Here is a 20,611-nt window from a genome sequence, read left to right on the forward strand (position 1 = left end):
CGTCAAGCTATGTTTCAAACAATCGTATGAACGACCGTGACCCCCTCGCCCCTGCGGACGATCTCGATCCACGGCAGCGGCTCGTGGTCGCTGCGATCGATCAGATCGAGAAGCACGGCATCGGGCAGCTGACGGTGCGGAAGCTCGCGGCGGCGGCCGGCGTCAACATCGCCGCGGTGAACTACTATTTCCGGTCGAAAGAGGCGCTCGTCGCGGCGGCGCTCGATGGGTCGATCGGGAACATGCTGTCGGACACCGAGGACTTCCTTGCCCGGATGCCGGGCGATCCCCTGGAGGCGCTGAGCGGGCTGCTCGGCTACTACCTCGAGGGCGGGATGCGGTACCCGAACGTGGGCAGGGCGCTCCTGCACGACGCGTTTCACGCGGACGACTACAGCGGTCCCTTCCCCAAGCTCTTCGCGCCGGTGATGGAGCGCCTGCGCGATCTCGTCCGGGCGGCGGTGCCCGGGCTCGAGGAGCGGGCGGCGGCGCGCCGGGTGGTGGCGGCGCTCTCGGCGGTCTTCTTCCCGACGTTCTTCGCGGGGCTTTACGAGGGGCTGAGCGCGCTCGGCTCGCCGGCCGACCGCCTCGCCTACGCGCGAGAGCTGGCGCGGCAGACGCTGGCGCCCGTCGCGGTCCCGGAGCCGGCTCCGCCCGCGCCCCAGGGCAAGCGGTCGAAGCGCGGGTGATCCGCGGGGGATCGCGCGCTCCCGCCGGAGCGGCGGCTAGTCTCTCCCGCGCCCTTGCTGCTTCACTCGCACTGGGGCGGCGACGGCGCAAAGCACTCCCCCGCCGCGTTGCAGTACGTCCTGCCGCACTTGAGCTTCGGTTTCGCATCGGGCAGCGGGCCGCGCGCGCCCGGCGAGGGCTTCCTGCTCCCCGCGGCGCTCATGGCCGGCGCAGCGCTCGCGGGCGGCGCGGGCGGCGCAGCGCTCACGGACTGCGCGGGGGCGGGTGCGGTGCCCGGCGGCGCGGCGGTCCCGGGCGCGGTCGCCACCTGGGGCGCCTCCGTGACGGCCCCGGGCGCCGTCGCGGAGGCCCCGGGCGCCGCCGCGGCGCTGGACGCATCCGGCGCCGCGCGGTCGGGCGACGGCGCCTGGGAGCGACCGCAACCGGAGCTCGGGAACGCCGCGAGCCCCAGGGCCACGGCAACGACGCACGCTCGTGGGCTCATCCTGTTCATCACCGATGGCTCCGTGCCCACGCGAGCTCGCTCTGCCCGGCCGCGATCGCGTCCATCCACGCCGCGAGCCCCGGATACGCCGCCTTCACCTGCTGCGCGTACCCGGCGAACGCCGCGGGATCTCGCGCGGCCTGGAGCTCCGCGGCGAGCCCGCACGCCTCGGGCGCGAACACGCCGCCGAGCACGCGGAGCCGCGCCGGGTCGACGGCGTCGAGCTCCTCCGGGCCGTGGATCAGGTACTTCATGAGCCTCGGATACCGCAGCGGATCGCCCGGATCGGCGGGCGGCGCGAGCCGGGTCGGATCGGACGGCGGCCGGCGGAGCCACCGCCCGAACGAGCCGGCCGCCTCGACCTCGGGCCGGAGCTCGTCGAGCAAAGCGCGCTCCGCGGCCGTGGGCTCCCGGAAGCGCAGCCGTCCGCGGCCGCTCGCGGCGACGTGCGGCGGGGCTCCGTAGAGCAGCACGCCGTCGACCTCCCCCGCCGCCAGATCGTCCGGCAGGAGCTCGGAGATCTCCACGAGGAGCCGGCGGACCTCGCCGGCCCGCAGGCGGAAGCTCGGCGCCGAGAGATCGGCGTCCACCACGGCCGTGGGCGCCTCCTCGAAGAACGGCTCCGCCTCGCCCGGCCGCCACAGCCTGATGCCTATCGCGCCCCGCAGCGCCGCGGGCGATGGCAACGGCAGCCGCATGAGCGACGCGCCCGGGGGCACGCTGCCGATCGTGATGCCCACGAACATCGGAAAGCCGAGCACATACTGCGGCTCGACATCGATGCCCACGAGGGCCGGGCCCGGAGGTGTGATGTCCGGAGCGCTCACTTCCACGCGAGCCCCTTGTTGTCCTCGAGGTGGACCCGCCTCACCTCCTTGAGGTGCCTGCCGCAGACGTCGCTGCCGGTCTTCCCCGACGTCCCACGGATGAGGTTGCGCTTGTCGTCCAGCATCCAGTTGGGCCTGTAGTTCATGCAGCACGTCTTGTCCCGCGGGGCGCGGAAGTCGAAGTACCCGCACTTGTGCGGCATACCGAACGCGTGGACGAGCTCATGAACGATGGTCCCGACGATGCGGCCGCGGTACGTCGGCTTTGGCAGGCCGGTGCCCGCGTCGCGGTAGCCGCTGTGGTGCGTGAACATGATGGTCCGGCCGGCGAAGTACTCCTTGCCCTTGGCCGTCACGGTGGGGCTGATACCGGCGGTGTAGAAGGCGCCCGGGTTGAACAGCTTGACCTTCACGTTCGCGGCCATCCCGTAGCCGCCGGGGGTCGCGGCGCCGCCCTTCTTCCGGAACCTGGGCGAGTAGTTGAACCGCACCTTGTACGCGTGCGCGATCGACCCGTCGCCCGCCGTGAAGTCCGGCTGGGCGTCGTGATCCACGATCCAGCAGCGCGTGATCGGGCCGGCCGCCGTCGTCTCGGTCTGTACGCTGAACAGGTTGAAGCCGACCGTCTCCGAGCCGGAGGTCAGCTCGGCGAAATCCACGTCGGGGAACGTCCCTGGAACCTCGAAGAACTCGAAGAGGTTGGCGCCCGCGCCGGCGGTCTTCAGCTCGACGTCCCCCTCGAAGACCTTGTCGCCCTTCTTGATCGGCAGAGGGTGCGGCTCCATCGCGGAGATGACGCAGAACCAGCCGGGGTTCGACCTGTTCGAGAACACCTTGTTCACGTAGGCCACGCACTCGGTCTCGAGGTCGTCGTCCTTGGGCGCCATGTGCGGCTGGTCCGGCACCTCCCTCTCCGGCTCGCAATCGAGCTGGACGCAGCACGGCTCGAACGGCACGGGCACCTCCTCCATGGGCAGGGCGAACGCGCTCTTCATGCGGACGGATTCGACCCGGATCCGGTGCCACATCGTCATGATGCCGGTCTCGGCGCCGAACCCCTCCACGTGGGTTGCAGCGTCGATGTCCGCCCGGAGGATGAAGTTGTCCCCGGCCGTGTCCGGGCAGTGGAAGACGACCTTGCTCTCGTCGCCGACGATCGTCGTCTTCGCCTCGGTCGCGGCCGCGGACGCGAGCGCGAAGCCGGCGACCGCCTCCCAGGGCGGGCTCTTCGCCGGCTTGCCCTCGTTGTCGGCCGCGCGCGAGCCCTTGTGATCCCCGGCGGCGTCATAGTCCTTCTTGTCGACGTACGCCCCCCACGCGGCGTGAAAGCCGGGATCGTCGTTGGTCGGGTCGTCCGGCTCGACGACCGTCCACCGGATCTTCGCGTCCGCGGGGAGCTTCCCCCGCTGGATCGTCACCTTGGCGGTGAGCTGGATGAGCTGCTTGTCCTTGGCCCAGCTCCCGGCGAGGTCGCTGTTGAGGTACACCCGGCCGAGGTGGTCCTGGCTCGTGTACCCGGGCCTCGCCTCGGCGCGCTTCACCCCCGGCGCCCCCGGCGAGACGGGCGCGTGGAGCCCCAGGATCTCCGGGATGGAGACGAGCACGGTGTTCGGCATGCGCAGCGTCGCGCGCGTCTTCTCCCCTTCGGCGACGCGGGGCACGAGCGCCGCGCCCGGCGCGGCGGGCACCTCGCGCGTGAGCACGTCGCAGCGCAGGAGCGGACCTCCGCCGAGCTCGTGGACCCGGGTCGCGTAGGGGCTGCTCAGGCTGCCCGTCACGGCGCCGAGGCGCTTCGGGCCGGCGTCGCCCTGATCGTCCCAGATCTCGACGGCGACCGGGATCGCCCCGTTCGCGGCGACCTCGAGCTTCCACGGGATCGCCTCCGCCGTCAGATCGACCTCCCTGGCGCCAGCCGGGATCGGCTTGCTGCGCCCGAAGCGCCGCCCGGCGATGAACCCCAGCGCATACGGCTTCTTCGCGCCGGCGAGCAGCCCGTCGACGCCGAGGACCTTCTGGAGGGTGATCGTGACCGCGGCCGTCTGTGCCATTCGTTCCTTCTCGTCACGCGCCGTCGTGGCGTTTCAGGAGCTTCGCCCGCGTCGCGTCGTCGAGGACCCCGGTCGGCGTCAGCCCGGACGCCGACTGGTACCACGCCACCGCATTGGCCAGCTCGGGCCCGTCCTTGCCGTCCACCTCGCGGGAGAAATAGCCGAGGTTCTTGAGGCGCCCCTGGACGCCGCTCGGGACCTCGATCGGATCGAGGTGCCCGAGCTTCAGCGCCCAGGTGACCCCGCCTGCGCGCGCCGTCTCGTTGCCCGGCGTGTCCGGCCAGGCCGCGAGCTCGGCGTCCTCCAGGTCGGCGGGGATGGGGTGCTCGATGGGGCTCTTGCCGTCCGTCGTGCCGGCGACGACGACGTCGCGGTACGTCAGCTCGTACGCGAACGGCTCCTCGACCTCGAGGAGGAGGCGGAGCATCGTCTTCGGGACCTTGACCGTGAAGACGTGCTTCCCGCCCGTCGCGACCTCGACCTCCTTTGGCGCCGCGTCCGGGATGACGAGGACGTCGCCCGGATAGATGAGGTTCGGGTTGGGGCGCTTCTTCTTGAACTCGGCGTTGTCAGGATGGTTGTAGATGACGCGCCAGTCGGAGAAGCCGTACTTCGGGGCGATGCTCGAGAGGCACTCTCCCTGTCGGACAACATGCTGGTGGGGCATCGTTCATCCCATGATCCCATCCCATGATACCGGAGCGAGCATCCGCGAGCAGGCGATGCGTCGAGCACCGTAACGCGCCCGAGCGGCGCCCTCAAGCGCCGCGAACGGGCCCGCGCGCACGGCCGTGAGGAGCGAGGGCGACCGGGGGGCGCGACGGCCAAGCCCCGCATCCCCCGCATCGATGCCCTGACCCGCTCCTGACCCGCGCTTGACTCTCCCCCGCGCAGCGTGATGCCATGGGCCAGGGGCGAATCGAGAACGCGATGCGCGACCGCTGGGGTTTCGGCTGCTTCCCTGACAAGGTGTGGATCGCCCGGCGGGTTGATGCGCCGTTGCCGGACGGGGCCAAGGCTCTTCCTGCGCTGGAAGTGACGTGGCGGCTGGAGGCGTGGCTCGCCGACGGCGTCCACGGCAGGGTGCTCCTCGCCGAGATCGGCGAGGCGCTCGGCATTCCGGTGTCGACGGGGCCTTCGTTCGATCCGAGGGCGCTCGGAGCGCGGCTGCGGGAGGCGCTGCTCGACGGCCGCCTCCACGCCTACCGGATGCCGTACGTCGCTTCCGGCGCGCGCTTCGCGCCGCCCGAGCCGCTCGAGCCCGACGCGCCAGCGCCTGCGCCCAGGGAGGACAAGACGTGGGTCGGGATTCAGCTCATGGACGACGCGGACCCGCCGCAACCTGTCCCGTTCAAGAGATACCGTATCGAGCTGCCGGACCGCTCGGTTCGCGAGGGATTGCTCGATCAAAACGGCCAAGCCGTGATCGTCGGCATCGATGCCGGTACATGTAAGATATCGTTCCCTCAGCTCCACGCGGACGACTGGCGGCCCACGTAGGCCCGCGTCGCTCTCCGGGCATGGGTCTGGCTTCGGATGCTCTTGCGGCTGCGCTCAGCAATCGAAGAAGCGGCGAAGCCCGGGGCGGATGACCTCCTCGATGGTCTCATCGAGCAACACCCGGGCTTTCAGGCCGCTGCACAGCCCGAGCTGCTCCCCGTCCGGCGGGGCGTCGTGGGCCGGCAAGTGCGCGTGCTCGTGCTCCACGAGGTGCCGGAACGCGACGGGCAGGTAGCGCTCGATCGCTTGCCGCTCCGCCGAGGAGAGCTCCGGCGCGACCTGCTCGAGGAGGCGCCAGCCGAAGCGGGCGTGTCCGACCTCGTCGGCGTAGATGCGCGTCAGCAGGTCGAGCAGCGGCCCGGGCGGCATCTCCAGCCGCTCCGCGCCGATGAGCGCCACGGCCACCGTCTCGCTCATGCAGCAGATGTGGATCACGTTGCGCAGCGCGGCCGCGCGTGGGGGCGCGTCGCGGTGCAGGGGGAACTCCGGGCGTTCCGGGACGCTCGCGGTCGCCGTCCCGCCGAGGGCCTCCACCACGGCGCCGCAGAGGATCCCGTGGCGGCGCTCCTCGTCGGCGAAGCCCCGGCACGCCTCGGCGAGCTCCGGCGGGAAGCCCGCCTCGGCGAGCTGGCCCGCGAGCGCCTCGAACACGGCCGACGACCCGTGTTCATTCACCATCCGCGCGTGCCAGGTGCCGATCGCCGACGGGAACAGCGCCGCGGGATACCCGCTCACGTCGAAGGCGCGCGCGCGCGCCTCGCCGCGGAGATCGAGCGTCGCGGCGTTCATGCGACCTCCGACGGGGCATCATAGGCGTCGAGCGCGGGCGGGACCGGGGGGCCCCAGGGCGTGCAGAACGTCCGCGTATAGAGCTCCCCCTCGGGAGCGACGACGTCGCCGAAACAGCAGGCGTGCCGGACGGGCTCGGCATCTCTGTAGGAGATCGCGTTGGCGTCCACGCCCACGATCAGCGCCGTGCAGCAGTTCACGAAGGAGGCGTCTCCGGCGAGGGCCGCCCGCTGCTCCTCGGAGATCCCCGTCCCGGGGGCGGGCAGACGCTGCACGCCGTAGTCGACACAGCAGTCGAGCTCCGCGCGGGGGCGAGCCTCCGTGTCGTCGAGGCTCACCTGCTCGGCGCACGCGAGCCCGGTCGGCGTGGGCGGCGCGCCTCCGGAGCCACCCGCGCCGCCCGCGCCGCCCTCATCGGGCGTCGGAATGACCCCACTCCCCGTCGAAGGTTCCCCACCGCCGCCGGTCGTCGCACCGACTCCGGTCGTCCCGCCGACTCCGGTCGTCGCACCGACTCCGGCCGAAGCCGGGCCGTCCGGCTCCCCCGCCGGGATCTCCTCGTCGGGATCCAGCGGTGACGACTGCCCGCCAGAGACGTAACGTCCGCTGCAGCCCGCCAGGGCGCCACAGGCCAGCGCTCCCAGCGCGACCCTCGCTGCTGCACGCAATGCTGCCCGTCTCGTCTCCTCACGCATAAGTTCTCCTCCAGTAAAATAGGCTGTTTACCGCAGGGCGCGGCGCGGACCGAGCACTCGGCCCATGTGGACCAGTGTAGGCGCGCCGCACAGCGAAGAGAATCTGCATTTTCCGCACACCATTGAACTGAAATTCAGAACAATGGCGCCGCGGGATCAGCTCAGGAGTGCGTCTCGCGGCCTGTGGAACGGTACGCCCCCGGAGGGACCCCGACCTCCCGGCGAAATGCGACGTTGAAGGCCGCCTCGTCCTGGTAACCCACGGACGACGCCACCTCGGCGAGGGCGAGCCCGGGGCGCTCTCGCAGCGTCTCCTTCGCGAGCTCCATGCGCCAGCGCGTCAGGTGACGGAGAGGGCCCTCTCCCACGTGGTCGCGGAAGGCGAGGGCGAAGCCCGAGCGGCTCATACCGGCCTCCCGCGCGAGCGAGGCCACGGTCCACGCGCGGGCCGGGGCCTTGTAGAGCGCGTCGAGGGCGCGGGCGACGCGCTCGTCCGCGAGCGCCGCGCGGAAGGAGCCAGGAGGCGCGGGGCGCTCGAGCTCCGCGCGGATGGCCTGCAGGAGGAGCAGCTCCGCGAAGCGCGCGGCCATGACCGGCGCGCCCGGCCGCCGGCCGCTCACCTCGTCGCGGATGCCGTCCAGGAGCCGGCCGAGGCCGGGCACCGGCTCACCGGCCCCGCCGTCGAGGAGCACCACCGAGGGCAGCGCGCGGAGCAGCAGCGGCCGCCCGGCGCCCGCGACGTGCATGGCAGCGCAGAGCACCACCGTCCTCGCGCCGTCGCCGCCCAGCCGGCGCCGCACCGTCTGCGCACCCGGTCGAGGCGGCGAGAGCCAGCGATCCTCGTCGACGACGGCCGCCCCCGGCCGGTGCCTCAGACAGTGGGGGACGCCGTGGGGCAACAGCAGCAGATCACCCTGGCCGGCGCGGATCTCTCGGCCGTCGAGCTCCAGCCACATCTCGCCTTCGAGGAGGTGGTGGAGCAGGACGATCTCTCGGGGGCCGATACGGGCCCCCCACGGCGCGCCGAGCTCGACGCGGCCGAAGAGGCTGGTCTCGATGCGCACGTGGCGGAGCAGCGCTGTCAGGACATCGGGCATTGGACGATCACAAAAGAGCGCTGGACTCTATCACATGGGGTGGATCGACTCGATCACACTCGCGCGCAGGCCTGCCCCGCCGTGATCACCGACGAAGGACGCGGCGTCGGGCTGCCCGGCGTCGAACCCCTGCACGATGGGCAGCAGCTTCAGCGCGCCCGAGATCACCTCGACGCGGGGATCCAGCTCCTCGAAGAGGAGGTCGCGCATCGTCGCATGGCTGTCGTCGACGACGACCCGCGTGGCCCACGCGCCGAGCGCGGCGGCGTTCGCCTCGCGGCTCGTCCACGCCCGGGCGCGCTCGTAGTCGCCGCCGCTCCGGCGCGTCTGGTCGACATGCACCACCCCGCGCCCCCCTCCAGGTCGATCGAGATCAGCACGAACCCCCGTGTCCTTCCTCGCGCCGCCCTGGAGAGCCCGTGTCATGCCCCCCACGAATCACCGATCCGACAGGGGACGGACGGCTTGGCTCGCTCGATTTCTGACCATTTTCTCTGGAACATGGGTAGATTTCGGTAGTCATCTGCATGGCACAGCGAGCGGCGCCCCCTCGCGCAGTGGACGCGCGGGCGCGACGACAGAGGGTGCAGCGACATCGCCGCATCGTCTCCAGCGGATTCTCCCCCGGCTCGTCCGGCGGTGGTACGCTCGGCAGAGAAAGGACGACATGCACGAGATGGATCGGATCACGAGCGACCCCGAAGTGATGATGGGCAAGCCTGTCATCCGCGGTACGCGCATCACCGTGGAGCATGTCCTCGAAGAGCTGGCGGGCGGCATGACCTTCGATGACCTCCTCGCCGCCCATCCCCAGCTCACCCGCGAAGACCTCGCGGCAGCCGTCGCGTTCGCCGTCGACGCCGTGCGCCTTGAACGGCTCCGGACGCTCCGGGCAGCCTCTTGATCCTGGCCGACGAGAACGTCGCCGCGCCCATCGTGGAGCGCCTGCGCGCGGATGGCGTGACCGTCCTGCAAGTCGCGGAGATCGCCCCGACGATCGCCGACAGCGAGGTCCTCCGGCTTGCCGCGGAGCACGACGCTATCGTGCTGACCGACGACAAGGATTTCGGCGAGCTCGTCGTTCGGGAAGGATACGCTCACCGGGGAGTAGTCCTCTTGAGGCTCGCGGGCGTCCCTTATTCGAAGCGGGCCGAGATGGTGTCAGCGCTCTTTCGCGAATGCGGTACGGAGCTCGACGGGGCCTTCACGGTGCTCTCTGCCGATGGCCGTGTTCGCATCCGGAGCCTATCGCCGAAGCAGGGAACATAGAGAAGGGTCAACAGCGCGCGCTGCCCCGACTGCCTCGGGCCCCCTCGACCGTCACCGAGCTCCAAGACGCCCTCCGGACGGCCTCCGCGCTCCACGTCTAACGTCGGGGCTCCGGGTCGCCTGCGGCGCCCTACGCCCGAACCCCAGCACGTCGGCCGCCGCGTGAACGCTGGGTGAGCGCTCTGGAACGTCGGTCGGCTCGCCGAGCGCGGTGGCATTGGACGCTCACAAAAGAGCGCTGGACCCTGCCCCATGGAGAGTCCGCCGGCCGGTCGCTAGGTTCGGCCATGGCTTCAGCCACCGAGTCACGAGGAGGCAACCATGGACGTTTTCATCACCGGCGCGAGCGGCTTCATCGGATCAGCGATCGCCCGCGCCCTGGTCGCGCGCGGCCACCGGGTACGCGGGCTCGCGCGCAGCGACGCGTCGGCGGCGAAGGTGCGGGCCGCCGGCGCGGAGCCGATCTGGGGCAGTTTATCGCAGGTCGACGTGCTCGCGCGCGCGGCGGCGGCCGGCGACGGGGTTGTGCACACCGCGGCCACGACAGGAGAGGATCGCCCGGCCACGGACGAGGCGGCGGTGACGGCGATGCTCTCCGCCATGAGCGGCGGGGTCTTCATCACGACGACCGGGGCGCCGCGCGCGCGCTCCTCGCGGGTGCCCGTGCCGGAGGAGGAGAGCGTCAACCCCGGCGGAGCGCTCGAGTGGCTCGTCGCGGCCGAGTCGCGCGTGCTCGGCGCGAAGGGCGTCCGCGGCCTGGTCGTGCGGCCGCCGATCGTCTATGGCAACGGCGGAGGTCCGGTGGCGGGCCTGGTGCACGGCGCGCGCGCCGCGGGGGTGGCGCGATATATCGACGATGGCGAGAACCGCTGGTCCACCGTCCACGTCCGGGATCTGGCGGTGGCCTACGCGATGCTGCTGGAGTCGGACGCAAGGGGCGTATTCCACGCCGCCGAGGCGTCGCCCGAGCCCATGGCGGCGCTCTTCGCGGCGATAGGCGACGCCGCCGGTGTCCCCGTGGGCTCGTGGAGCCTCGCGGAAGCCCTCGCAGCGCACGGCCCCATCGCCGGCTTCCTGGCCATGGACGCCGCCCTCGACGCGACCAAGCTGCGCAGCCTGGGCTGGTCCCCGGAGGTCGGAGAGGCGCTCGGAGGCATCTGCGGCGCCCTGCGCGACCCGGCGCAGGGATACCGCGCGCCATGAGCCGCGCCGCAGGCTTCAGGGCAAAGCGCCGTCGCGCGCGGCGCTCGCCGCCGGCGCCTCCCCTCCTCGCTTGTTGTCGAGGGCGAGCAGCACGAGATAAGAAAGGGCACAGACAACGAGGCTTCCGAACACGAGCATCGGCAGCGAGTACGCCAGCCGCTCCAGGCCCACCCCCTCGATCAGCTTGCCTGTGAGGGCCGGGAGGACCATGCCGCCGAGGCTGTCGCCGACCAGCACGAGCCCGGTCACGAGCGCCGTCATGGGCACGATCTGCCCCGTGAGCGTGAAGCCGCTGGGCCAGAGCGGCGCCATGAAGAGCCCTAGCCCGAGCGAGACACCCCACAGGAGCGCGCTCGAGGGCGGCAGGAGCAGCATGATCGCGGACAGCACGAGACAGCCGCCCAGCCCCACAGGGATGACCTGGCGCGGCGTGAAGCGGATCGCCACCGGGATCGAGAGAAGCCTCCCGATCGTGAACGAGAGCCAGAACCCCGAGGTGAGGTACGCGGCCCCGGTCGCCGAGACGACGCCCAGCGTGAGGGCATAGGTGTAGATCCAGCTCCCGAACGAGATCTCCCCGCCGACGTAGGCGAACAGGTACAGCACCGCGACGAGCACCGGAAGGAGGGGCAGCGCGCGCTCCGCGCCCTTCGCCGCGGCGTCCTTCCCGGCCTTTTCCTGAGGCTCGGGACAGTGTCGCATCGAGAGCACGCCCAGGGCGACGAGCGCCGAGAAGGCGGCCACGGCCCAGTACGCCGCGTGGTAACCGCCCCAGGCGACCGGGACGCGCGCGACAAGGAGCGGCGACACGAACGCGCCCAGCCCGAAGCAGAAGTGAAGCCCGTTCATGTAAGGGCTGACCTTCTCCCCGTGCGTCCAGAGGAGCAGCGCGTTCCCGCCCGTGTTGATCAGCCCCTCCGCGAGACCCCGGCAGAACGCCACGACCACGAGCAGCCATAACCACGGGACGGCCGGGATGACAGCGAGGCACACGGCAGCGATCAGGTGCGCTCCCCCGAGCAGGTTGTGCCCGTGCACGCGATCGAACAGCTTGCCTCCCCAGAGCGTACCGAGCGTGTAACCAACCCCCCCGCCGAGGAACAGCGAGCCCATGTCCCCGACGCTGGAGCCCGTCTGCCGCGCCAGGTCCGGCAGGGTCGGCCCGGTGATCGCCGTGATGAGGCCCAGGCAGATGAAGAGCCCGTAGTAACCGGCCGTCTGGCGCAGCGCCCTGTCGCTCCACCGGCTCGAGACCGGACGCTCCTCCACGGCTGCAGTGCTCATCGCTTCGCTCCTTTTACCTGATGCGGGGACTCATATGCCGGCCCCGGCGCGGCAGGGGATCCGGGGGGATCGTCGGCGCGCGAGGCGCTCGTCGCGCGCTCCCGCTCGTGCTCGATGCGCCACGACTCGAAGGCCAGCGCCTGGAGCGCGGAGAGGACGAGCACGGAGACGTCGGTGTTGACGTAGAGCCAGATGAACCCGAGCCCCAGGCCGCGCACGAGCAGGGCCACCGCCGCCCCGACGGCGACGTTGCCGCCCCAGAACAGGAGGCACACACCCACGCAGCGGATCGCGCGCAGGAGCGCGGGCCGGAGGAGCCCGGCGCGCATCCCCCGGCGGCGCCCCGCCGCATAGACCACGCAGGACGTGGCGGCGACGACGCCAAGGATGTAGAGCGCGTCCGACACCGCTACACCTCCCCGCGGAGCCGCGACAGGGCGCGCGCCGCGAGCTCCTGGAGCAGCCGGCCGATCGCCGAGAGGCGCTCCCCCGGGGTGTTCGACGCCGGCGACCCCTCCTGGACGGGCGCGGCGAGGACCTCGAAGCCCGCGCGCTCGAAGAGCCGGCGCGCGCGCGCGATGCGGTGCGCGCCGGTGACGAGCAGGATCCTCCTTGCGCCCCTGGGCAGCAGGAGCTCCGCGCTCCGCTCGGCTTCCACCGCGGTCGTCAGCCCGCGCGGCTCCGTGAGCAGGACCGACGCGGGGACGCCGAGGCCCTGCGCGAGGCGAGCGCGCGACTCGGCCTCGCTGGCCGGCCCGTTGCGGCTGCCGAGCATCAGCACGAGCGGCGCTCGCCCCTCACGGTACAGCGCGACGGCCTCGACGGCGCGCCGGAGGGAATCCTCCGGGAGCCGCCCGTCCGGATCGACGTCCGCGCCGAGGGCGACCACGGCGTCGGCCTGCCCGGCGTCGGGCGCCGACGCCATCCAGCGATCGAGCGGCGCGGCGACCGGGGTGAACGCGGCGACGGCGAAGGCCACGAGCCCGATCACGCCGGCCGCGGTGCTCAGGCGGTCCCACGCTCCTTCCATGCGCATGGCGTCGGATCCCTGGAGCCGCCCCTACGTGGCGCCCAGGAGCGCGGGCCTCGAGGAGCGCGCGGACAGCCGCCGCGCCTCCAGCTCCTCCGCGACGCCGTGGATCGCGCCCTCGACGCGCTCGAGCGTCTCCTCGCTCATCCGGCCGTGCAGGGGCAGGCAGACCTGGCCCGCGCAGAGCCGGTCCGTGTTCGGGAGGGCGACGCCCGCGGGGAAGCAGTCCAGCGCGTGCAGGGGCGGGTAGAAGTACCGGCGCGCCTCGACGCCGCGCCGCGCGAAGGCCGCGATGACGTCGTCGATCGGGGCGTCGATCAACCCGACCCCGAGGTTCTGCCCGTTGGGGTTCACGCCCGGCGGGATGCGCTGGGTGCGGTACACCTGCGGGTGCCGGGACAGGGCCGCGCGCAGCCGGTCGAGGTACGTCCGCCTGCGGGCCAGCGCCTCCGGGAGCCGGCGGAGCGACGAGAGCGCCAGGGCGGCGCGCAGCTCGTCCAGCTTGGCGTTCATCCCCGGGACCGACGCCGAGAGCGGCTGCGCGAGCCCGTGGTTGCGCAGCCGGCGCATCGCCGCGCTGACCTCCCGGTCCGGGGAGACGACGACGCCGCCCTCCGCGGCCACGAGGACCTTGGTGGCGTGCAGCGAGTAGGTCGTCGCGGTGAGCAGCGCCTCGGCCTCCCGGCTCGCCGCCTCGGTGCCCATGCCGTGCGCGTTGTCGTAGATCACGGCCGCGCCCGCGCCGCGGGCCTCGCGCGCGATGGCGGCCAGATCGGGCGGGACGCCGAACACGTTGACCGGGAGGACCAGCGTCGCGCCGCGCTCCGCGAGCAGGCGGCGCAGGTGCCCCGGATCCAGCGTCCAGGTCTCCGGGTCGATGTCGCAGAAGACCGGCTCGAAGCCCGCGTGCACCGCGGCGTTGAGCGTCGCGATGAACGTGAAGGCCGGCAGGATCGCCCTGCCCCGCCGCACCGCCGCGGCCTCGATGGCGAGGCTGATCGCGACGGCGCCGTTCGAGACGGCCACGGCCTCCTCGACGCCGAGGAACGCCGCGATCGCCCGCTCGAAGCCCTCGGCGAGCGGGCCGGTGTTGCTGAGCCGCCCCGAGCGCAGGACGTCGGCGATCTGCGCCGCGATCGCGTCCGGCTCGTCCACCTGCGGGGAGACCATGGGGATGAAGGGTCGCTGGTCGCTCATGCTTGTCTCTCCGGACGAAGGCGCTGGTGGACGACGCGGCCGATGAACTCCGGGATGCCGAGCAGGTACCGCCGCCAGAGCCGCCGCGGCTCGACCGCCAGGCGGTAGAGCCACTGGACGTGGCTCCGGCGCACCCACTCGGGCGGGTACGCGACGGCGCCCGCCACCTGATCCAGCAGCCCCCCCATACACCAGGTGGCGCGCACCTGGAGCGCCGCGAGGTGCTGGCTCACCCAGAGCTCCTGCTTGGGCGGGCCGAGGCCGACGATGAGCAACGCGGCGCCCGAGCCGTTGATCTCCCGGACCACCGCCGCCTCCTCCTCGGGGGCGAAGTACCCGTGGTGAACGCCGGCGATCCGGAGCCCCGGGCGCTCCGCGACCAGGCGGCGCGCGACCTCGTCGGCGATCCCGGGCGCGCCGCCGAGCAGGAAGACCGAGGCCCCGCGCTCGGCGCAGAGGTCGACGATCCGGCCGAGCTCGACCGGGCCCACGTTGATCCGCTCCGGGCACGGCCCGCCCAGCAGGCGCGCCGCCCAGACCACCCCGATGCCGTCGGCGTACACGACGTCGGCCTGGGAAACCGAGGCGCGGTACGGCGACTCGCGCGCCGCCAGCGTGGCGCAGTACGCGTTGACGTAGGTGTAGTAGTCGGGCCTTTCGCGCTCCGACTGCAGGGCCTCGTCCAGGCGGCGCAGCAGCTGATCGAAGGAGAGCCGCGTGACGGGGACGCCGAGGACGTCGACCCGGGGCGCGATCGAGGGCGGAGCGACGGTCATGCCTCTCCCCTCGCCGGATCCACCTTGTCCTGCGCGCTGATGAACGCGCGAGGATCGGTGACCGGGGCGCGATCGAGGACGGGCCGCGCCTCGTCGGTGCCGAACATCGCGACGTAGTCGCCGTGGAACCCGTCGCAGATGTCGCGGAGCGCGCAGCGCTGGCACCCCGCGCCCTTCTGGTAGCCGTTGTGCTCGACGCGGTTCAGCGCGTCGTGGCGGTAGGCCGCGTCGCGATCCCCGCGGCGGCGGAGGAGCCGGTAGGACAGCCCTTCCAGCTTCCTCATCACGGGGCCGATCCGCGGGTCCGTGTCGGCGCGGAGCATCCGGCCCCGGAGGTCGAGCGCGTCGGCGAGGCGGAGGAGCGGCTGCCGGAGCGGGCCGAGGCGGGGCCGCGCGCCGAGCGGGACGGGCGGCGACACGGCGCCGGCCCGCATCCGCTGCGGGCCCTTGTTGGTCCAGGTCCAGCTCGCGAAATCCCACTCGTGCGGGTCGTACGAGAGCTGCTGGTAGTTGTAGACCGACGGCCAGTGGCGCTCGGGGACGATGCAGTGGGGCAGGTACCGGACGTTCGCCTCCACGCCGGCCTGCGCGAGCACGTCGAGGGCCTCGTCGAGCGGGCCCCGCAGGTCGCCATAACGAGGCACGTTCTCCGCGGTGCGGGCGCCCTCCTTGCGCTGATCCGCGAACGGATTGAAGGCGAGGAAGTTGACGGCGCGCGCCCCCAGCTCGACCGACAGCCTCGCGATCGCCGGGAGCTGCGGCACGGCGAGCTTCGACATCACGCAGTTCACGCGGAACGGCACGTCGAGCGCGATGAGGTGGTTCAGCGCGCGCATCTGGCGCACGTGCGCGCCGCTCACGCCCACGGCCACGTCGTGCGCCTTCCCGAGCCCCTGGACGCTGACAAGGAAGTCGGCGACGCCGGAGTCCTTGAACTGCTGCGCCTTGTCGCGCTTGTCGAGCACCAGCGCGTTCGTGATGAGCGTCGGCGCGAGGCCGATCCCGGCGCAGTACCGGATCAACGCATGGATGTCGCGCCAGATGGTCGGCTCGCCGCCCTGGATGTCGATCGCATTGTTCCCGTAGAACTCGACGAGGGTCCGGCAGATCTCCTGCGCCTTCTCCAGCGACATGAACGGGTGCTCGGGGTGCTCCTTGTCCTCGATCCGATCGAGGAAGTAGCAGAAGTGGCACCGCAGGTTGCACGTCTGCCCGAGCCACAGCACGCCGCGGCGCGTGAGCTCCCGGGTCTGGCCGTGAGGCCGCGGCGCGGCGGCCGGGCGCGCGGCCGGCACCGCCAGGGCGAGGGCCCGCTCGAGCAGGATCTCCGGCGGCTCGATGTCCGCCGAGACAAGCGACTCCTTCCGCCTGAGCTGCACCAACGAAACGTTGCCATCCGTGCTGGTCTTCACGTGGTCCTCTCCTGGATTCGATCCTTCACGCACGGCGCGCGGCGCCCTGCCGCTTCACGTGACTGCTACCGGGAAGTTGAACCGCACCGCGATCGGGGCGATAGGGGAGCGGCATGCGCGCGCGGCGACCTCCGGTGAGGGATCTCCTCGATCCATGACGTCGTCGGCGCTCCGCGAGGACGCCCCGCCGCCGGCGAGGCGAAGCGTCTCGGGCAGCATGGCGCTGAAGACCGCGAGCGATCTCGTCTCGCGCGGCGTCCGCATGCTCCTCGCCGTCGTCGCCGCGCGGCTCCTGGGGCCCGCGGGCTTCGGCGACTACAGCTACGCCTTCGCCGTGGGCTTCCTGCTCGGCGAGCTCGCGGACCTCGGCCTGCACCTGTTCATCGCGCGCGAGGTGGCCCGCGATCCCGGCGCTCCCATCGGCCCGCTCGTGCGCCTCAAGCTCGCCGTGACGCTGGCCGCCGGCGCCGCCGGCCTCGTGGTCGGCCTCCTCGCGGGCGCGGCCTCGCCACGCCGGACGCTCGTGTGGCTGCTGACGGCCGCCTGGCTGATGGCCTCGTTCGTCGAGATGCTCAACCAGGTGTTCCGCGGGCATCAGCGGATGGAGCGCGAGGTGCTGGTGGCGGTCACCATGGCGGTCACGTCCTTCGGGCTGGGGACGGGCGCGCTGCTCTCGGGGCTCGGCGCGCTCGGCCTGGCGTGGGGCCTCGTCGCGGGCCACCTGGTCGCCCTCGCGCTGGCCCTGGCCCTCGCCGCCCAGCTCCTCGAGCGCCGGCAGTGGTCCAGCGAGGGCGCGACGCTGCCACAGGGCTTCCTCCGTGAGGCGGGGCCGCTCGCGGTGGTGATGGTCGCCAGCCCCCTCTACTTCCAGCTCGATCTCCTGATGCTGGGCTGGATGAGCACCCCCCACGCGGTCGGCGACATGAGCGCGGTCCAGCGCATGATCGGCGGCGCCATGATGCTGCCGGGCGTCGTGCGCGCGGCCGTCTTCCCCGCCTTCGTCGCCAGCCGCTCCGCGAGCACCCGCAGGCGCCTCGCCACGCTCACCTTCGTCGGGCTCATGGCCGCGGGCGCGCTCATGAGCGCCGTCGTGTGGTGGATGGGCGGGCCGCTCGTCCGGCTCGTGTTCGGCCCCGACTACGCGAGCGCCGTGCTGCCGCTGCAGCTCCTGACCACCGCGCTCGTGTGGATGGTGCCGGAGCTCGCCATCGGCCCGATGCTCTTCGCCGCGGGCCAGCAGCGCCCGTACGCGGCCCTCTGGACGGCCACCGTGCTCCTCATCGCGGCCGGGGACCTGTGGGCGGTGCCCGCGCACGGCGCCGCCGGCGCCGCCGCGGTGAAGCTCGTGGTCACGCTCGGCCTGGTGGCCGGCGAGGTGATCGTCCTCTTTCGCGTCAGGGACCACCTCGGGGCCTCCTGAGCGGCCGAGGAGCGGTCCTGTCACGGCGTCGTCGATCGCCCGGCGCACGGCGTCAGTAGCTCCCCACGCCGAAGAGCATGCGCAGCGGCGTGATCGCCATGATCTTCAGGTCGCCCCAGAAGCTGGCGTTGGTCAGGTAGTAGATGTCGAGGATGACGCTCTGGTCGAAGGTCACCTGGTTGCGCGCCACGACCTGCCACAGGCCGGTGATCCCGGGCCGGCCTTCGGTCCGGAGGCGGTGCCACGGCTTGAGCGCGTCGAACTCCGCCATCGGATAGGGCCTCGGACCCACCAGGGCCATGTCGCCCGTGAGGACGTGGAGGAGCTGGGGGATCTCGTCGAGGCACAGCCAGCGCAGGACGCCGCCCAGCCGCGTGACGCGCGGATCCCTCGGGTCCTTGGGGATGACGACCCCGTCGTCGCGCACGAAGCCGGGGATCTCGCCGCGGATGACCGAGAGCCGCGCGGCGTCGCCCCGGTCCTCGCCGTCCCGGCGCTGCGTCCGCATCGTCCGGTACTTGAAGAACCGGAACGGCTTCCCGCGCAGCCCCGCGCGCGGGGCGACGTGGAACGGCCCGCCCGGGGACTCGAGGTGGATCAGCAGCGCGATCGTCAGCCACAGCGGCGCGCCCCCGAGCAGCACCGACAGGGCAACGAGCCTCTCGACGGCCCGGGTGGCCGCGGCGTCGAGGCCGCCCCGCTCGCCCGAGCCGAACCGGACCACCGGGAGCCCCTCCGCGGTCCGCTCGGACAGGCCGAGGCGCGCCGCGAGCCACTCGAGGTCCCGCGAGGCGATCGCGACCGCCTGCGCCCGCCCGCGCGCCCGCCGCAGCACCTCCCCCACCGCGTCGAGGCCCTCGACGACGACGGGCGCGGCCGGATCCAGCGGAGGAGGCGGCGCGGTTGCACCTTGAGGGAAGGACGTCGTTGCACAGGTCAAGAAAACCTCCTGGTGGTCTCCGGTCCGGCGTCGCGGCGGTTCCCCCGCCCTGCCGTCTCGCCTCAGCCCTCTCTCAGCTGCTCCCCGAACGCCCGGCGCGTCCGCCACCGCGCCCACGCCGGAAAGAGCTCTCCCACCACGCTGCGGAGGCGGAGCCGCAGCGGAGCGCCGCCCTGCGCCCGCGGCGCGCGCCAGAGCGCGGCCACGCTCTCGGCGACCTGCTGCACCGGGACGCCGCCGTCGTGCGGCCGGGACACCGAGCCCCGGCGCCGCCGCTCGTCCTCGTGCAGGCCCGTGTCCACCCACCCGGGGTGCACCTGGGAGACCCGGATCCCCCGGGGCGCGAGCTCGAGATCGAGCGCGTCGCTCAGCCCGCGGACGGCGAACTTCGTGGCGCAGTAGACGCTCTTCATGGGCACGGCGCGGAACGAGACCTCGGAGCCGACGTTGATGATGTGGCCTCCGCCGTCCCCCATCGCCTGCGCCGCGTGCCGGCATCCGAGGATGACGCCGAGGAGGTTGGTGCGGACGATCGCCTCGACGTCCTCGAGCGCCATCTCGTCGAGGCGCCCGTAGCCCTCCCGGGCGGCGTTGTTGACGACGACGTCGATCCCGCCGAGGAACGCGCGCGCCGCGCCGAAGAAGGCGCGCTGGGAGGCGTCGTCGCCGACGTCCACCGCGCCCGTGCCGAGCCGGCCAGCGCCCTCGGGCGCGGCGCTCTGCTGCAGCGCGAGGAGCGAGCGCTCGTCCCGCGCGCCGGCGAACACCCGGTGCCCCTCCGCGAGCGCGCGCTCGACGATGGCCCGCCCGATCCCGCGCGAGCCGCCGAGCACGACGATGGCGAGCGTCCGCTCAGGCACGCGCGACCCGCGCCAGCAGATCGCGCCCCAGGCTGCGCGCGAGGAGCTGCTCGCTGCTCACGAGGTGCTGCTGGTTGAGCCACGGCGCCGCGCAGGCGAAGCAGCCGTGATCGCGCAGGTGCTCCCAGGCGGCCCGGACGCCGACCTCGAGCACGCTCCTGGCGGGGAAGTCCGCGAGGCGCTGGTTGCACGGGTACATGCGGCCGTCGCCGTCGATGAAGGCGTAGTACCGGCCCGCGCTGCACGGCAGGTACTCGAAGCGCTCCCGCCGCTCCTCCCGGGTGACGCGATCCCCCTCGTGGTGTTTCCACCAGCGCGCCATGTTCTCCCAGACGCGCTCGCGGAAGACCATCGGCGCCCCCCGGCGCTTGTGATCGAGCAGCGCGTCCGCCAGGGCCTGCCGCTCGCCCGCGTCGAGGGAGTTGTCGCCGTGCATGCGCAGCTGCCGATCGGACTGCGGGGCGTAGGTCATGACGACCTCGAGCCGCGCGCCGAAGCGGCCCGCCAGCTCGAGGAGCCAGGGCACCTGGTCCTTGTTCCGGCGGTTCAGCACCGCCTTCACGATGCGCGGAATCCCGCGCGCCTGGCACGCCTCGAGCGCCGTCATGGCCACGGCGAAGGTCCCCTGACCGCGGTTCAGATCGTTAATCGGCTCCGGACCGTCGACGCTCACGACGATCGAGCTCAGGTCGGCGAGCTCATCCACGCGTTCCTTGACGCGGAATCCGCTGGTGACCATTCCCACCGAGATCCCTCGGCTCACCGCCCGCTCGATGATGCGGCCAATGGATTTGTGCAGCATCGGCTCACCGCCCGTGAGCGTCAGGACCGCCGTCCCCAGCGCCGCCGCCTCGTCCACGATCGCGAACAGCTGCTCGACCTTGAGCTGTCCGATGTCGTCGTGCCGGTGGTGGTAGTCGCCGTAGCAGTACTCGCAGCTCAGATGACACCGATTGGTAACACACACATCCACCCAGATTGGACGCGCTTCGCGGGCGAGCTTCGCGCGGACGAGCGAGCCCAGGTAACGAGGTGAGCGGTGCACGCGCTGCATGATAAGGAACTCGCCTCCAGATGTCATCCGGTCTTT

Annotated in this window: 23 protein-coding genes; 6 read left to right on the forward strand and 17 right to left on the reverse strand. The window is 72.4% G+C overall.

Annotation, left to right across the window (positions count from 1 at the left end):
- Positions 1-26: 26 nt before the first annotated feature.
- A complete protein-coding gene (locus WMF45_RS36500; protein WP_437710258.1) occupies positions 27-689 on the forward strand; it encodes a TetR/AcrR family transcriptional regulator in 663 nt (220 codons plus the stop codon).
- 62 nt (positions 690-751) lie between these two features.
- On the opposite strand, the gene WMF45_RS36505 is transcribed toward WMF45_RS36500, so the two are convergent.
- Genes WMF45_RS36505 through WMF45_RS36520 form a run of 4 tightly spaced genes read right to left on the reverse strand, consistent with a single transcriptional unit; the run spans position 752 to position 4,716 of the window.
- Positions 752-1,174, reverse strand: a complete 423-nt coding sequence (locus tag WMF45_RS36505; RefSeq protein WP_437710260.1) for a hypothetical protein — start codon at positions 1,172-1,174, stop codon at positions 752-754.
- Positions 1,175-1,182: 8 nt separating this feature from the next.
- Complete coding sequence (locus WMF45_RS36510; protein ID WP_437710262.1) at positions 1,183-2,007, reverse strand: hypothetical protein; 825 nt, start codon at positions 2,005-2,007, stop codon at positions 1,183-1,185.
- Positions 1,998-4,049, reverse strand: a complete 2,052-nt coding sequence (locus WMF45_RS36515) for a hypothetical protein (RefSeq protein WP_437710264.1) — start codon at positions 4,047-4,049, stop codon at positions 1,998-2,000. The genes WMF45_RS36510 and WMF45_RS36515 overlap by 10 nt, the downstream gene beginning before the upstream one ends.
- A gap of 13 nt (positions 4,050-4,062) precedes the next feature.
- The gene (locus tag WMF45_RS36520; RefSeq protein WP_437710266.1) at positions 4,063-4,716 is read right to left on the reverse strand and encodes a peptidoglycan-binding protein; all 654 of its coding nucleotides are present in this window, start codon (positions 4,714-4,716) and stop codon (positions 4,063-4,065) included.
- Between the two features lie 236 nt (positions 4,717-4,952).
- Here WMF45_RS36520 and WMF45_RS36525 point away from each other — a divergent pair, with 236 nt between their 5' ends.
- Positions 4,953-5,549 (forward strand): hypothetical protein, encoded by a 597-nt coding sequence (locus WMF45_RS36525; protein WP_437710268.1) that lies wholly within the window; start codon positions 4,953-4,955, stop codon positions 5,547-5,549.
- A gap of 54 nt (positions 5,550-5,603) precedes the next feature.
- On the opposite strand, the gene WMF45_RS36530 is transcribed toward WMF45_RS36525, so the two are convergent.
- The 4 genes from WMF45_RS36530 to WMF45_RS36545 form a co-directional block, all read right to left on the reverse strand.
- Complete coding sequence (locus WMF45_RS36530; RefSeq protein ID WP_437710270.1) at positions 5,604-6,338, reverse strand: ferritin-like domain-containing protein; 735 nt, start codon at positions 6,336-6,338, stop codon at positions 5,604-5,606.
- Positions 6,335-7,033: a hypothetical protein gene (locus tag WMF45_RS36535; protein ID WP_437710272.1), complete on the reverse strand. Its 699-nt coding sequence runs from the start codon at positions 7,031-7,033 to the stop codon at positions 6,335-6,337. Before WMF45_RS36535 ends, WMF45_RS36530 begins: the two co-directional genes overlap by 4 nt.
- A 161-nt stretch (positions 7,034-7,194) precedes the next feature.
- On the reverse strand, positions 7,195-8,130 hold the full coding sequence (locus WMF45_RS36540) for an AraC family transcriptional regulator (RefSeq protein WP_437710274.1): 936 nt from the start codon (positions 8,128-8,130) through the stop codon (positions 7,195-7,197).
- A gap of 30 nt (positions 8,131-8,160) precedes the next feature.
- Positions 8,161-8,556, reverse strand: a complete 396-nt coding sequence (locus WMF45_RS36545) for a M55 family metallopeptidase (protein WP_437710276.1) — start codon at positions 8,554-8,556, stop codon at positions 8,161-8,163.
- 241 nt (positions 8,557-8,797) lie between these two features.
- Between WMF45_RS36545 and WMF45_RS36550 the strand changes: the two genes are divergently transcribed.
- The 3 genes from WMF45_RS36550 to WMF45_RS36560 all read left to right on the forward strand — a co-directional run bounded on the left by WMF45_RS36550 (position 8,798) and on the right by WMF45_RS36560 (position 10,602).
- A complete protein-coding gene (locus tag WMF45_RS36550; RefSeq protein WP_437710278.1) occupies positions 8,798-9,034 on the forward strand; it encodes a DUF433 domain-containing protein in 237 nt (78 codons plus the stop codon).
- A complete protein-coding gene (locus WMF45_RS36555; RefSeq protein WP_437710280.1) occupies positions 9,031-9,399 on the forward strand; it encodes a DUF5615 family PIN-like protein in 369 nt (122 codons plus the stop codon). Before WMF45_RS36550 ends, WMF45_RS36555 begins: the two co-directional genes overlap by 4 nt.
- 321 nt (positions 9,400-9,720) lie before the next feature.
- Positions 9,721-10,602 carry an NAD-dependent epimerase/dehydratase family protein gene (locus tag WMF45_RS36560; protein ID WP_437710282.1) on the forward strand — a complete coding sequence of 294 codons (882 nt, stop codon included), beginning with the start codon at positions 9,721-9,723 and terminating at the stop codon, positions 10,600-10,602.
- Between the two features lie 15 nt (positions 10,603-10,617).
- On the opposite strand, the gene WMF45_RS36565 is transcribed toward WMF45_RS36560, so the two are convergent.
- From WMF45_RS36565 to WMF45_RS36590, 6 genes are read right to left on the reverse strand one after another with little or no spacing between them, the layout of a single operon-like run.
- Positions 10,618-11,886 carry an MFS transporter gene (locus WMF45_RS36565; protein ID WP_437710284.1) on the reverse strand — a complete coding sequence of 423 codons (1,269 nt, stop codon included), beginning with the start codon at positions 11,884-11,886 and terminating at the stop codon, positions 10,618-10,620.
- On the reverse strand, positions 11,883-12,293 hold the full coding sequence (locus WMF45_RS36570; RefSeq protein ID WP_437710286.1) for a hypothetical protein: 411 nt from the start codon (positions 12,291-12,293) through the stop codon (positions 11,883-11,885). Before WMF45_RS36570 ends, WMF45_RS36565 begins: the two co-directional genes overlap by 4 nt.
- 2 nt (positions 12,294-12,295) lie before the next feature.
- Complete coding sequence (locus WMF45_RS36575; protein ID WP_437710288.1) at positions 12,296-12,922, reverse strand: YdcF family protein; 627 nt, start codon at positions 12,920-12,922, stop codon at positions 12,296-12,298.
- 24 nt (positions 12,923-12,946) lie between these two features.
- A complete protein-coding gene (locus WMF45_RS36580; RefSeq protein WP_437710290.1) occupies positions 12,947-14,113 on the reverse strand; it encodes a DegT/DnrJ/EryC1/StrS family aminotransferase in 1,167 nt (388 codons plus the stop codon).
- Complete coding sequence (locus WMF45_RS36585; RefSeq protein WP_437710292.1) at positions 14,110-14,889, reverse strand: WecB/TagA/CpsF family glycosyltransferase; 780 nt, start codon at positions 14,887-14,889, stop codon at positions 14,110-14,112. The genes WMF45_RS36580 and WMF45_RS36585 overlap by 4 nt, the downstream gene beginning before the upstream one ends.
- Complete coding sequence (locus tag WMF45_RS36590) at positions 14,886-16,301, reverse strand: radical SAM protein (RefSeq protein WP_437710294.1); 1,416 nt, start codon at positions 16,299-16,301, stop codon at positions 14,886-14,888. Before WMF45_RS36590 ends, WMF45_RS36585 begins: the two co-directional genes overlap by 4 nt.
- Before the next feature lie 154 nt (positions 16,302-16,455).
- On the opposite strand from WMF45_RS36590, the gene WMF45_RS36595 reads away from it, so the two are divergent.
- Positions 16,456-17,721, forward strand: a complete 1,266-nt coding sequence (locus WMF45_RS36595) for an oligosaccharide flippase family protein (RefSeq protein WP_437710296.1) — start codon at positions 16,456-16,458, stop codon at positions 17,719-17,721.
- A gap of 52 nt (positions 17,722-17,773) precedes the next feature.
- Here the strand turns inward: WMF45_RS36595 and WMF45_RS36600 are convergent, their stop codons facing one another.
- The 3 genes from WMF45_RS36600 to WMF45_RS36610 form a co-directional block, all read right to left on the reverse strand.
- Positions 17,774-18,661: a sugar transferase gene (locus WMF45_RS36600; RefSeq protein ID WP_437710298.1), complete on the reverse strand. Its 888-nt coding sequence runs from the start codon at positions 18,659-18,661 to the stop codon at positions 17,774-17,776.
- Between the two features lie 62 nt (positions 18,662-18,723).
- Positions 18,724-19,521 (reverse strand): SDR family NAD(P)-dependent oxidoreductase, encoded by a 798-nt coding sequence (locus WMF45_RS36605; RefSeq protein ID WP_437710300.1) that lies wholly within the window; start codon positions 19,519-19,521, stop codon positions 18,724-18,726.
- Positions 19,514-20,602, reverse strand: coding sequence for a radical SAM protein (locus tag WMF45_RS36610; protein ID WP_437710302.1), 1,089 nt, complete (start codon positions 20,600-20,602; stop codon positions 19,514-19,516). The genes WMF45_RS36605 and WMF45_RS36610 overlap by 8 nt, the downstream gene beginning before the upstream one ends.
- Between the last annotated feature and the right edge of the window lie 9 nt (positions 20,603-20,611).

The organism is Sorangium sp. So ce448, assembly GCF_051520915.1.
GTDB lineage: Bacteria > Myxococcota_A > Polyangia > Polyangiales > Polyangiaceae > Sorangium > Sorangium cellulosum_B.

Bases quoted from the DNA above. Each gene is read 5' to 3' on its own strand.
- WMF45_RS36500 (WP_437710258.1), top strand. From the start codon at position 27: ATGAACGACCGTGACCCCCTCGCCCCTGCGGACGATCTCGATCCACGG.
- WMF45_RS36505 (WP_437710260.1), bottom strand. From the start codon at position 1,174: ATGAGCCCACGAGCGTGCGTCGTTGCCGTGGCCCTGGGGCTCGCGGCG.
- WMF45_RS36515 (WP_437710264.1), bottom strand. From the start codon at position 4,049: ATGGCACAGACGGCCGCGGTCACGATCACCCTCCAGAAGGTCCTCGGC.
- WMF45_RS36520 (WP_437710266.1), bottom strand. From the start codon at position 4,716: ATGCCCCACCAGCATGTTGTCCGACAGGGAGAGTGCCTCTCGAGCATC.
- WMF45_RS36525 (WP_437710268.1), top strand. From the start codon at position 4,953: ATGGGCCAGGGGCGAATCGAGAACGCGATGCGCGACCGCTGGGGTTTC.
- WMF45_RS36530 (WP_437710270.1), bottom strand. From the start codon at position 6,338: ATGAACGCCGCGACGCTCGATCTCCGCGGCGAGGCGCGCGCGCGCGCC.
- WMF45_RS36535 (WP_437710272.1), bottom strand. From the start codon at position 7,033: ATGCGTGAGGAGACGAGACGGGCAGCATTGCGTGCAGCAGCGAGGGTC.
- WMF45_RS36540 (WP_437710274.1), bottom strand. From the start codon at position 8,130: ATGCCCGATGTCCTGACAGCGCTGCTCCGCCACGTGCGCATCGAGACC.
- WMF45_RS36545 (WP_437710276.1), bottom strand. From the start codon at position 8,556: ATGACACGGGCTCTCCAGGGCGGCGCGAGGAAGGACACGGGGGTTCGT.
- WMF45_RS36550 (WP_437710278.1), top strand. From the start codon at position 8,798: ATGCACGAGATGGATCGGATCACGAGCGACCCCGAAGTGATGATGGGC.
- WMF45_RS36560 (WP_437710282.1), top strand. From the start codon at position 9,721: ATGGACGTTTTCATCACCGGCGCGAGCGGCTTCATCGGATCAGCGATC.
- WMF45_RS36565 (WP_437710284.1), bottom strand. From the start codon at position 11,886: ATGAGCACTGCAGCCGTGGAGGAGCGTCCGGTCTCGAGCCGGTGGAGC.
- WMF45_RS36575 (WP_437710288.1), bottom strand. From the start codon at position 12,922: ATGCGCATGGAAGGAGCGTGGGACCGCCTGAGCACCGCGGCCGGCGTG.
- WMF45_RS36580 (WP_437710290.1), bottom strand. From the start codon at position 14,113: ATGAGCGACCAGCGACCCTTCATCCCCATGGTCTCCCCGCAGGTGGAC.
- WMF45_RS36585 (WP_437710292.1), bottom strand. From the start codon at position 14,889: ATGACCGTCGCTCCGCCCTCGATCGCGCCCCGGGTCGACGTCCTCGGC.
- WMF45_RS36595 (WP_437710296.1), top strand. From the start codon at position 16,456: ATGACGTCGTCGGCGCTCCGCGAGGACGCCCCGCCGCCGGCGAGGCGA.
- WMF45_RS36610 (WP_437710302.1), bottom strand. From the start codon at position 20,602: ATGACATCTGGAGGCGAGTTCCTTATCATGCAGCGCGTGCACCGCTCA.